8 protein-coding genes are annotated in these 11,409 nt (G+C 60.3%); 4 read left to right on the forward strand and 4 right to left on the reverse strand.

Annotated features, from left to right (window positions below):
- The first annotated feature begins 356 nt into the window (after positions 1 to 356).
- The 4 genes from dnaA to gyrB all read left to right on the forward strand — a co-directional run bounded on the left by dnaA (position 357) and on the right by gyrB (position 6,628).
- The gene (gene dnaA / locus OCT39_RS00005; protein WP_263585690.1) at positions 357 to 1,817 is read left to right on the forward strand and encodes a chromosomal replication initiator protein DnaA; all 1,461 of its coding nucleotides are present in this window, start codon (positions 357 to 359) and stop codon (positions 1,815 to 1,817) included.
- Positions 1,818 to 1,894: 77 nt separating this feature from the next.
- A complete protein-coding gene (gene dnaN, locus OCT39_RS00010; protein WP_263585691.1) occupies positions 1,895 to 2,998 on the forward strand; it encodes a DNA polymerase III subunit beta in 1,104 nt (367 codons plus the stop codon).
- Between the two features lie 66 nt (positions 2,999 to 3,064).
- The gene (recF, locus tag OCT39_RS00015; protein ID WP_263585692.1) at positions 3,065 to 4,168 is read left to right on the forward strand and encodes a DNA replication/repair protein RecF; all 1,104 of its coding nucleotides are present in this window, start codon (positions 3,065 to 3,067) and stop codon (positions 4,166 to 4,168) included.
- 39 nt (positions 4,169 to 4,207) lie between these two features.
- The gene (gene gyrB, locus OCT39_RS00020; protein WP_263585693.1) at positions 4,208 to 6,628 is read left to right on the forward strand and encodes a DNA topoisomerase (ATP-hydrolyzing) subunit B; all 2,421 of its coding nucleotides are present in this window, start codon (positions 4,208 to 4,210) and stop codon (positions 6,626 to 6,628) included.
- 86 nt (positions 6,629 to 6,714) lie between these two features.
- Here gyrB and gmhB read toward each other — a convergent pair whose 3' ends face one another.
- The 4 genes from gmhB to glyQ all read right to left on the reverse strand — a co-directional run bounded on the left by gmhB (position 6,715) and on the right by glyQ (position 11,304).
- Complete coding sequence (gene gmhB, locus OCT39_RS00025; protein WP_263585694.1) at positions 6,715 to 7,278, reverse strand: D-glycero-beta-D-manno-heptose 1,7-bisphosphate 7-phosphatase; 564 nt, start codon at positions 7,276 to 7,278, stop codon at positions 6,715 to 6,717.
- An 11-nt stretch (positions 7,279 to 7,289) separates the two neighbouring features.
- Entirely contained in the window at positions 7,290 to 8,084 is a 795-nt protein-coding gene (locus tag OCT39_RS00030) for a lipopolysaccharide kinase InaA family protein (protein ID WP_263585695.1), read from the reverse strand.
- 196 nt (positions 8,085 to 8,280) lie between these two features.
- Entirely contained in the window at positions 8,281 to 10,344 is a 2,064-nt protein-coding gene (glyS, locus tag OCT39_RS00035) for a glycine--tRNA ligase subunit beta (protein ID WP_263585696.1), read from the reverse strand.
- Positions 10,345 to 11,304, reverse strand: a complete 960-nt coding sequence (gene glyQ, locus OCT39_RS00040) for a glycine--tRNA ligase subunit alpha (RefSeq protein WP_263585697.1) — start codon at positions 11,302 to 11,304, stop codon at positions 10,345 to 10,347.
- Positions 11,305 to 11,409 lie beyond the last annotated feature (105 nt).

Genomic DNA, 11,409 nt, shown 5'->3' on the forward strand with positions numbered 1-11,409 from the left:
CCTTAAAGCGCGCGCATCGAGACATTACTATTACTAATAAAGTTATTTTAAACCTGCTGTTATTAATGGTGGGGATACTATTTGTGGATAAGTGTTTTTTATATTTTATTAACAGGTGGTTAAAACTATAAAAAATGTGTGCATAAGCGGTCGAAAAGCGGCTTGAAAGATGTGAAAGGGGTGTGGATACTGCCGGAGAAAAACACCGTTAAGCGAACTGTCCCCACACCGCACCGAACTTTTCCCGATAGCTCGTGCCAAGTTGTCCACAGGCCAAAAAGGAGCCCTTGCACGTGTGGATAACAGGAAGGCTGAGCGCTACAATAGTCGGCCGTTTTCAACTGATGGTGAGATGAGTGTCACTCGCGCTTTGGCAGCAGTGCCTGGATTATCTGCAGGACGAACTAAGCTCCCAGCAGTTCAATACATGGATTCGCCCCTTGCAGGCCGAAGAGGGAGGCACCAACGAGCTCTGCTTGCTGGCGCCGAACCGTTTCGTGCGCGACTGGGTGAGCGATAAATACGCCAAGCGCATCAGTGAGCTGATCCGCGAGCTATCACCGGCAAAGCCGCCCAAGGTGAGTCTGACCGTTGGTAGCCGCCGTGCGGCCGCCCCCCAACCGCGAGAGCTGGGTAACCCGGTGTCGGCCGCACCCCAGCGCCCCGCTGCGCCGGCGGTTCATACCCCACCGCGTGGCGATATCGCCGACGAGCGCGAAATCGATGCCGAGCGCGAGGAGTCTGCAAACAAGCGTACCGGCGAGCGTCAGGTACAGGTCGAGGGCAGTCTCAAGCACGCAAGCGGCCTCAATCCCAACTTCACTTTCGACAAGTTTGTCGAGGGTAAGTCGAACCAGCTCGCCCGCGCGGCCTCCCGGCAGGTGTCGGAAAATCCGGGCGGCGCCTACAATCCGCTGTTTCTCTATGGCGGAGTGGGCCTGGGTAAAACCCACTTGATGCACGCGGTGGGCAATGCCCTGGCGGGCAAGCGTGAAAACGCCCGCGTGGTCTATCTGCACTCCGAGCGCTTCGTCGCCGATATGGTCAAGGCGCTGCAGCTCAACGCAATCAACGATTTCAAACGTTTTTACCGTAGCGTCGACGCGCTACTCATTGATGATATTCAGTTTTTTGCCGGCAAGGAGCGTTCGCAGGAGGAGTTTTTCCACACCTTCAACGCGCTGTTGGAAGGCGGTCAGCAGATGATTCTGACCTCGGATCGCTATCCCAAAGAGATCAACGGCGTGGAAGAGCGCTTGAAATCGCGCTTTGGCTGGGGGTTGACGGTGGCCATCGAGCCGCCAGAGCTTGAAACCCGCGTGGCGATCCTGATGAAAAAGGCCGACCAGGCAAGCGTCGATTTGCCGCACGATGCGGCGTTCTTCATCGCCCAAAAGATTCGTTCCAACGTGCGCGAGCTCGAAGGCGCGCTCAAGAAAGTCATCGCCGACTCTCACTTTATGGGCAAGCCGATTACCCAGGATTTCATCCGCGAATCGCTGAAGGATCTGCTCGCGCTTCAGGACAAGCAGGTGGGCGTGGACAACATCCAGCGCACGGTGGCGGAGTACTACAAGATCAAGGTGGCGGATCTGCTCTCCAAGCGCCGTTCGCGCTCGGTAGCGAGGCCACGCCAGGTGGCGATGGCGCTGGCCAAGGAGCTGACCAACCACAGCCTGCCGGAAATCGGCGATGCCTTTGGCGGGCGCGACCATACGACGGTGCTGCACGCCTGTCGCAAGGTCAAAGCGCTGCAGGAAGAGAGCGCCGACATTCGCGAGGATTACAAAAACCTCATGCGCCTGCTCACCAGTTGAGCCTTCGCAATGCGCCTGTTCATACATAGATGTTCGACGAGCCGATGCGGCCATTGATCCTTTAACCCGGAGTAGTGATGAAGTTTTCAATTTCCCGAGAGGCGCTGCTACGTCCCCTCACGCTGGTAGCCGGCGTGGTCGAGCGCCGTCAAACGCTGCCGGTGCTCTCCAACGTGCTGATTCAGGTCGAGGGCGATCAGGTCGCGCTGACCGGCACCGACCTCGAGGTCGAGCTGGTCGGCCGTACGGTGGCAAGCCAGGTGGAGCAGGAGGGCGGCGCGACCGTTCCCGCGCGCAAGTTGATGGACATCTGTAAATCGCTGCCGGATCAGTCCGAGATCCAGCTAGCCCTCGAAGAGGGGCGAGCGGTACTGCGCAGCGGCCGCTCGCGGTTCACGCTATCGACCCTGCCGGTTGCGGAGTTCCCCAACATCGAGGATGGCGAAGGTAGCCAGGAGCTGAGCATCCCGCGCGGCACGCTCAAGCATCTGATCGAGGCGACCTCCTTTGCCATGGCGCAGCAGGATGTACGCTACTACCTCAACGGTATGCTACTCGATATCCAGAATCAGCTGCTGCGCGCCGTCGCCACCGATGGCCACCGGCTGGCGATGTGCTCACGAGACGTCGATGTCAGCATCGAACAGGGCCAGAAAATGATCGTGCCCCGTAAAGGTATCCTCGAGCTTTCGCGCCTTCTGGACGACAGCGATGAGCCGGTGAGCCTGACGTTGGGGGCGACCCACCTGCGCGCTCACACCGGCGACTTCACTTTCACCTCGAAGCTGATCGACGGCAAGTTCCCCGACTACGAGCGCGTGGTGCCCAAAAACGGTGACAAGGTGTTGATCGCCGAGCGCGCCGAGCTACGTCAGGTGCTGTCGCGTACCGCGATTCTTTCCAACGAGAAGTACCGTGGCGTGCGCCTGTATCTGGAAGAAGGCAACCTCAAGGTGATGGCCAACAACCCGGAGCAGGAAGAAGCCGAAGAGAACGTGGCGATCGAATACACCGGTCCCGCCATGGAAGTCGGTTTTAACGTTGGCTATCTGGTCGATGTGCTGGCGGTGCTCAACGAGGACCGTGTGCAGATGACGCTAGCCGACCCGAACAGCAGCGCGCTGCTGGAAGAGCCCGGCGGCGGCGATGCCCTCTACGTGGTCATGCCCATGCGGCTTTGATATCACCCCGCAAGGCGGCGCCTCAAAGGCGCCGTTTTTTTCACGCATTGACAGGGTGATCCCGAAATGAGCCTGACCCAGCTCAACTTTCAAGGCATTCGAAACCTGGCTGCGGTAGAGCTTGCGCCTTCGCCCCACGTCAACCTGATTCACGGTGCGAACGGCAGCGGCAAGACTACCCTGCTGGAAGGCATCCACATCCTCGGTATGGGGCGCTCGTTTCGTACTCGCCAGCTCAAGCACGCCATCCAGTTTGAAGCCCCCGCCATGACGCTCTACGGCCGTCTGGCCGGTGATCCGGAGGTTGCCCTGGGGGTACGCCGTCTTCGTGCCGAGCGTGAGCTGGAACTGCGTTTGAAGGGGCAAAAAGGCGTGCGTCTGGCAGAGCTGGTCGATGCCATGCCGCTTCAGCTCATCAATCCGGATGCCTTTCGCTTGCTGGAGGGGTCACCCGCCGGTCGGCGCGAGTTCATGGATTGGGGCGTGTTTCACGTGAAACATGATTTTTTACACGCGTGGAAACGCGCTCGCCGCGCGGTGAAACATCGGAATGCGCTGCTAAGGCGTGGTAGAATAACCGATGCGGAAATCGCGGTGTGGGAGCAAGAGCTTTGCGAGTCCGGCGAGCGAATGGATGCGCTGCGTCATACATGGTTTAGTGCCTTTTTACCCGTGTTCGAACAAACGCTTGAGCGTCTGTTGCCCATCGAAGGGCTTACCCTGCGCTATGCCCGGGGCTGGGACGTCAAACGCTCGCTTGCAGACGTACTGAAAGCCAGCCGCGCATCGGACCAGCAGATGGGCTTTACCCAGCAGGGGCCACAACGGGCGGACCTGCGAATACGGCTAGGCAAACAGCCAGCAATCGAAGTGCTTTCCAGAGGCCAGCAGAAGCTGGTGGTTAGCGCATTGAAGCTTGCCCAGGGGCGGCTTCTGGAAAGCAGCGCCAAACGGCAATGCATTTATCTGATAGACGATCTACCGGCCGAGCTCGATTTCGAACACCGCAAGCTATTTTGCGCGCTGCTCGAAGAGATGCAGTGTCAGGTATTCATCACCAGCGTCGATCCGGACGTACTTAGCGACGTGTGGCAGCCAGCGACTCAAATTCGAATGTTTCACGTGAAACACGACGAACAGGGTCTCGGTCGGCTAGCCCCAACCGGATAGATGACACGGAACGAGACAGACTTCACGACGGAGTGGTCAATGAGCGAGCAGGCTTACGATTCATCAAGCATCAAGGTGCTCAAGGGGCTCGATGCGGTACGCAAGCGTCCGGGGATGTACATCGGCGATACAGACGATGGCACCGGGCTGCACCATATGGTTTTCGAGCTGGTGGATAACTCCATCGATGAAGCACTGGCGGGCCACTGCAGTGAAATTCGCGTGGTGATTCACCCGGACGAGTCCATCACGGTGAGCGACAACGGTCGCGGTATCCCGACCGAGCTGCACAAGGAGGAGGGCGTTTCCGCCGCCGAGGTCATCATGACCGTCCTGCACGCCGGCGGTAAGTTCGATGACAACTCCTATAAAGTCTCCGGCGGGCTTCACGGCGTTGGCGTGTCGGTGGTCAACGCGCTCTCCTCCGAGCTAAAACTCACCATCTGGCGGCAAGGCGACGTGTTCGAGCAGCACTACCAGCACGGCGTGCCTCAGGCGCCGCTGGGCGTGGTCGGTAAAACGGAGAAAAGTGGCACCAAGGTGCACTTTCGCCCGTCGCCAGACACCTTCGCCAATATCGAGTTCCACTACGACATTCTGGCCAAGCGTCTGCGCGAGCTATCGTTTTTGAACTCCGGCGTGGCGATTCGTTTGATGGACGAGCGCGATGGCCGTGAAGAGCTGTTTCACTACGAAGGCGGCTTGAAGGCGTTCGTGAATCACCTCAACAAGAACAAGTCGACGCTTAACCCGGTGTTTCATTTCAACGCGGTGCGCGACGATGGCGTCGAGGTGGAAGTGGCGATGCAGTGGAGCGACGCTTTTACCGAAAGCATCTATTGCTACACCAATAACATTCCTCAGCGCGATGGCGGTACGCACCTGGCCGGCTTTCGTGCAGCATTGACGCGCACGCTGAACCACTACATCGAAGCGGAAGGGCTTTTGAAGAAAGCCAAGGTCGCCACCTCCGGTGATGACGCCCGCGAAGGCCTCACGGCGATCATTTCCGTAAAGGTGCCGGATCCCAAGTTCTCGTCCCAGACCAAGGACAAGTTGGTCTCGAGCGAGGTCAAGACGGCCGTCGAGCAGGAGATGGGGCGGCTTCTGGCCGAGTACCTGGTCGAGAAGCCCAACGAAGCGAAAGCGATCGTCAACAAGATGCTCGACGCCGCCCGCGCTCGGGAAGCGGCGCGTAAGGCGCGCGACATGACGCGGCGCAAGGGTGCGCTGGATATTGCCGGCCTGCCGGGTAAGCTGGCGGATTGCCAGGAGAAGGACCCGAGCCAGTCCGAGCTTTACCTGGTGGAGGGCGACTCTGCCGGCGGTAGCGCCAAACAGGGGCGCGACCGCCGCACTCAGGCCATCCTGCCGCTGAAGGGCAAGATCCTGAACGTCGAAAAGGCCCGCTTTGACAAGATGCTCTCCTCTGCCGAGGTCGGCACGCTGATTACTGCGCTGGGCTGCGGGATCGGCCGCGAGGAGTTCAACCCGGACAAGCTGCGCTATCACTCGATCATCATCATGACCGATGCCGACGTCGACGGCTCGCACATCCGTACGCTGCTGTTGACGTTCTTCTTCCGCCAGATGCCGGAGCTGATCGAGCGCGGTCACGTCTTCATCGCCCAGCCGCCGCTTTACAAGATCAAGCGCGGTAAGCAGGAGCTCTACCTGAAGGATGAGCAGGCGATGGTCGACTACCTGACCACCACCGCGCTCGACGGCGCCGGATTACACGTCAACGCCGACGCACCGGCGATCACCGGCTCGCAGCTCGAGTCGCTGGTGAATCAGTACCGTAACGTCATGAAGCGTATCGACCGGCTCGGTCGCGTGTTTCCCATCGAAGTACTGCGCCAGGCGGTTTACGCAAGCGCGCTGCAGGGCGAGGCGAGCCTCAAGGATCGCGTCACCATGGAGAACTGGATTGCCGAGCTGCAAACCACCATGGACGAACGTGTGGCCTACGAAGGCGGCCCGCGCTACCACTTCTACCTGAAAGAGGATAGCGAGCGCGGTCTGATGCTGCCCACGGTGTCGCTGATCGCTCACGGCGTGACCACCGAGTACGTGTGGGGGCTCGATTTCTTCGAAAGCACGGATTACCGCGCCATGACGGCATTGGGTGAAACGCTCAACAATCTGCTGGAAGAGGGCGCCTTCATCGCCCGTGGCGAGCGCCAGAAGCCGGTTCAGGACTTCTCCGAGGTGCTGGCGTGGCTGATGCACGAAGGTCAGCGTGGTCTCTCCGTCCAGCGCTACAAGGGGCTGGGCGAGATGAACCCGGATCAGCTTTGGGAAACCACCATGGACCCGGACAGTCGTCGTATGCTGCGCGTGACCATCGAGGACGCCGTCGCAGCGGACATCATGTTCAACACTCTGATGGGCGACGAAGTCGAGCCGCGCCGCGACTTTATCGAAACCAACGCGCTGGTCGCCAACCTGGACATCTGATACCACGTGTTTCACGTGAAACAGTGCAAACTAAAAACGCCGCGAAAGATCGCGGCGTTTTTTTATACGGGTTGAAGCCACGGTAATCAGTGAGCGTACTCTTTCAGCAGCCAGCGGGTAAACGCAGCGAGATCGTCAAAAACGCGCGCGTTATCGAGCCCTTCGTTCTTCTCCAGTGTTCTTTGCCCCTTCCCGGTTTTGACCAGAACCGGCTGGCTCCCCGCTGCCTCACCGGCCTGTAAATCGCGCAGGCTATCGCCCACCAGCCAGCTACCGTCGAGCGAATCCAGGTCGAGCGCGCTTTGTATTTCGAGGAGCAGCCCCGGTAGCGGCTTACGGCAGCTACAGTCGTCGGAAGGCCCGTGGGGACAAAAAGCGATATGCGCGATCTTTCCCCCTACGTTTTCAACCAGCCGTTCGAGCTTTTCGTGCATGGCAGTGAGGGTCGCTTCATCGAAGTAGCCTCGAGCGAGGCCGGACTGGTTGGTGGCCAGCGCCACGGTATAGCCCGCGCGGGTCAGCTCGCCGATGGCGGCGATCGAAGCGGGGTAGGGCACCCACTCGTCGAGGGTTTTGATGTAATGATCGGAATCCTGGTTGATCACGCCGTCACGATCGAGAATCACCAGTTTTTTGGCAGTAAAAGGCATGTGAATACGTCTCACGCAATACGCCGCTGCAAAATGGCGAGCGATTGCAGGGTTGAATGAATTTTTCTACCGTCGCTTCCGAAGCGCTTGAACGGAATACGCTGCAGGCGAAGAAGCGGCGACAGGGCCGCCTTGAAAGCGGTGGAGACGTCACTGCGGGTACGATTGAGCCCTTCGATCAATGCCGGGGTCAGGCGTTCACGTTGAAGCGGCGAAGTGTGCAGCTTGCCGTAGAGCGAGAAAATAAAGCAGTACCAGTCGCGTACCATACAATCGAGCGGCGTGTGTATGTCACCCGGGTCGGTCTCGAAATCGATGAAGACGATGTGGCGCCCGTTCACGACCAGGATGTTGCGCGTAAAGGCCTCGCTCAGGTAAAAGCCGCGACGATGGACATCGTTGAGCGCCTCGATGCCCAGCCGCAGAAGACGGTCGACATCTTCCGGCGACTCGGCTCGCTTCAAACAATGCAGCAGCGTCGAGGCGGGGGCTTCCGGCGTACCCGCGTCCGCCAGCAGCAGCGCCTGAGAATTAAACGCCAGCAGCCGTGGTACAGGAATGCCGGCGGCGTCGAGCGCTTCAAGGCGGGCTACTTCCGTTTGGATGCTTTTTTCACCGCCTGGATTCGGTACGGGCTTGAGCGCTTCGACCTTGAGCACGCGAGCAAACAGATTAAGCGGCGTATAGGCAAAGCGTCCGTTGCGTTTTACGGCTCGCTTGAGCCAAACCCGCTCTTCACCCAATTGATGGTAAGCCATCGAGGCGTGTTGGTGGGGGTAGGCTTGCTTTAAAAACTCGTCATACATATATGTTCTCGGTAGGCCGCGATCACCTTTACCACAATGAAAACGTCGCAGCGTAGCGCTAATGCCGGTGAGTTTAGCACGCGGTTTAAAAGTGTTTCACGTGAAACACGGCGCTTGAAAAATGGGCTCAAGAGATATGGGTAATCATAAAAAAAGGGGCGCAAGGCGCCCCTCTCGACATCGCGTTTCAAGGAAGTTACTGCGGCAGTAGTGAAATATCCGCCACTTCCAAAAAGAGTGCTTGAAGGCTCGCCAGCAGCGCCAAACGGTTCTGGCGCACGCCTGAATCTTCTGCCATGACCATTACCTCGTCGAAGAACCGGTCGACCGGGGCTCTAAGCTCCGCGAGCGCGTCCAGCGCCTGCTGGTAGTGGCCTTCGGCAAACAGCGGGGCGACCCGTGTCTGGCTCTGGGTGACCGCCTCATACAGCGCGCGCTCGGCGTCTTCCTGCAGCAGCGCTTCATCGACCCGAGTGCTGCCGTCGTGCTCCTGCTTGGCGAGGATGTTGGAGACGCGCTTGTTAGCTGCGGCCAGCGCCGCTGCTTCCTCGCGCTGAGTGAAGGCCTTGACCGCGCGCAGGCGGCGGGCGAAGTCCAGCGGCCTGGTCACCGGGCGGGCGCGAACGGCCAGATACATCTCGGCACTGATGCCCTCGTCCTGACCCCAGGCGCGGAAGCGATCCAGCATATAGGTCAATACGTCGTCGACCAGGCCATCCTTGGCAAGCTCGCGATGCTGCTCGGCGGCCACGCTCAGAAGCTCGCGCAAATCCAGGTCGAGCTCGCCCTTGACCAGAATGTTCAGCGCCCCGATGGAGGCGCGACGCAGGGCGAACGGGTCCTTGGCGCCGGTCGGGCGCTGGCCGATGGCGAAGATGCCTACCAGCGTATCGAGGCGGTCCGCCAGCGCCAGCGCCCGGCCGGCCTGGCTTTGCGGAATATCGTCCGCGGCGAAGCGGGGCAGATACTGCTCTTCGAGCGCTTGCGCGACCTCGGCGGGCTCACCGTCCTGCTCGGCGTAGTAGCGGCCCATGATGCCTTGAAGCTCGGGGAATTCGAGCACCATTTCGGTCACCAGATCGCACTTGGCCAGCGCTACCGCGCGCTGGGCGTGGCCGGTGTCACCGCCGATTTTTTGGGCGATGTAAGTGGCGATCGCGGTGCTACGGCGCACCTTGTCGGCCAGCGTGCCGAGCTGCTGCTGGAAGACGACGCTTTCGAGCTGGGGAATGCGCGAGGCGAGGCTCTGCTTGCGATCGGTGTCATAAAAGAACACCGCATCCGCCAGGCGCGGGCGAATCACCTTTTCGTTACCCGAGATGACCTGCTGCGGATCCTGGCTCTCGATGTTGGAGATGGTAATGAACAGCGGCTTGAGCGCGCCATCGTCATCCAGCAGATGGAAGTACTTCTGGTTCGCCTTCATCGACGAAATCAGGCACTCGCCGGGCACTTTCAAAAAGCGCTCGTCGAAGGTGCCGGTCAGCGCCACCGGCCACTCGACCAGACCGCTCACTTCGACCAGAAGATCCTCGTCGATTACCGCGGTAGCGTCGTGCACTTCGGCTTCCGCCAGCACTTGCTCGCGAATACGCTCGCGGCGCCGGGTGCGATCCGCCAGCACGTAGGCGTTCTCCAACGTCTCGAGGTAGTCGTCGGCGTGCGTAAGCTGAATCGCGTCCGGGGCGTGGAAGCGGTGGCCGTAGGTCGTGCGGCTCGCCTCGAGACCCAGCGCCTCGGCGGCGATCACATCACTACCGTAGAGCGCGAGCAGCCAGTGAACCGGACGGGAAAATTCGATGCGCGAGCTGCCCCAGCGCATGTTCTTGGGCACCGGCAGCGAGCCCAGCGTCTTGCGCAACAGCGCCGGCAGCAGATCCTGAACGCTTTCACCGGCCTGATGCTCGCGATAGCCAAGCCAGGTGCCCTTGTCGGTTTCCAGATGAATCAGCTCGTCGATGCTGACCCCGCAGGAGCGAGCGAAGCCTTCGGCGGCCTTGGTGGGGGCGCCGTCCTTGAAGGCGGCCGCCAGCGCCGGGCCGCGCTTTTCGACTTCGCGGTCGGGCTGCTTGTCGGCGAGCCCCTCGACGCGCACGGCGAGCCGGCGCGGCGTGGCGTAGGCGATCACGTTATCGAAGGCGATCTCGGCCTCACGCAGGCCTTTTTCGATACCGTCGGCGAAGGCGTCCGAGAGCGCGTCCAGCGCAGTCGGCGGAAGCTCCTCGGCACCGAGTTCGAGTAACAGCGTATCAGCGGCCATTCAGGCGTCTCCCTGGTCGTCTAGTAGTTCACGGCGAAGCGCCTCGCTTGCCATCGGAAAGCCTTCGGCCTTGCGCGACTCAAAATAAGCGTGGGCCACGTCGCGGGCCATGGTGCGCACGCGCAGAATAAAACGCTGACGTTCGGTCACCGAGATCGCGTGGCGGGCATCCAGCAGGTTGAAGGTGTGCGAGGCCTTGAGCACTTGCTCGTAGGCGGGCAGCGGCAGCTTCGCTTCCAGAAGCTTTGCGCACTCCTTCTCCTGGTGGTCGAAGTTGGCGAAGAGCTGGTCGACGTCGGCGTGCTCGAAGTTGTAGGTCGACTGCTCGCGCTCGTTTTGCAAATAAACGTCGCCGTAACTGACCTTGCTTCCATCCGGGGCGATCGCCCAGACCAGGTCATAGACGCTGTCCACGTCCTGCAGGTACATGGCGATGCGCTCGAGCCCGTAGGTGAGCTCGCCGGTTACCGGGTAGCACTCGATGCCGCCGGCCTGCTGGAAATAGGTGAACTGGGTCACTTCCATGCCGTTGAGCCACATCTCCCAGCCAAGCCCCCAGGCGCCGAGCGTCGGCGACTCCCAGTTGTCCTCGACGAAGCGCACGTCGTGCACCAGCGGGTCGAGTCCCAGGCGCTTGAGCGAGCCCAGGTACAGATCCTGGAAGTTTTTCGGCGAGGGCTTCATCACGACCTGGAACTGGTAGTAGTGCTGCAGGCGGTTCGGATTTTCGCCGTAGCGCCCGTCGGTGGGGCGCCTGGACGGCTGTACGTACGCGGCGTTCCAGGTTTCCGGACCAATCGAGCGCAGGAAGGTGGCCGGGTGGAACGTGCCCGCACCCACTTCCATGTCCAGCGGCTGAAGAATCACGCAGCCCTGTTCCGCCCAGTACTGCTGCAGCGCAAGGATCAAGCCTTGAAAGGTCGACACATCCGGCGTCGATTGGTTCGTCGAGACACTCATCGCAAAAAGCACCATTGGCCATGAATTCAGAAGCCGTCAAGTATACAATCCCAGGCAGATGGGTTATAGGCACCAAAGCCAACCAGAGCGCTTTTCAAGGAGTTC

It is taken from the genome of Halomonas sp. GD1P12 (assembly GCF_025725645.1).
GTDB lineage: Bacteria > Pseudomonadota > Gammaproteobacteria > Pseudomonadales > Halomonadaceae > Vreelandella.

Excerpts from the sequence above, each read along its gene's own strand:
- OCT39_RS00030 (WP_263585695.1), bottom strand. The coding sequence starts at position 8,084 with ATGTATGACGAGTTTTTAAAGCAAGCCTACCCCCACCAACACGCCTCG.
- glyQ (WP_263585697.1), bottom strand. The coding sequence starts at position 11,304 with ATGAGTGTCTCGACGAACCAATCGACGCCGGATGTGTCGACCTTTCAA.
- dnaN (WP_263585691.1), top strand. The coding sequence starts at position 1,895 with ATGAAGTTTTCAATTTCCCGAGAGGCGCTGCTACGTCCCCTCACGCTG.
- glyS (WP_263585696.1), bottom strand. The coding sequence starts at position 10,344 with ATGGCCGCTGATACGCTGTTACTCGAACTCGGTGCCGAGGAGCTTCCG.
- recF (WP_263585692.1), top strand. The coding sequence starts at position 3,065 with ATGAGCCTGACCCAGCTCAACTTTCAAGGCATTCGAAACCTGGCTGCG.
- gyrB (WP_263585693.1), top strand. The coding sequence starts at position 4,208 with ATGAGCGAGCAGGCTTACGATTCATCAAGCATCAAGGTGCTCAAGGGG.
- gmhB (WP_263585694.1), bottom strand. The coding sequence starts at position 7,278 with ATGCCTTTTACTGCCAAAAAACTGGTGATTCTCGATCGTGACGGCGTG.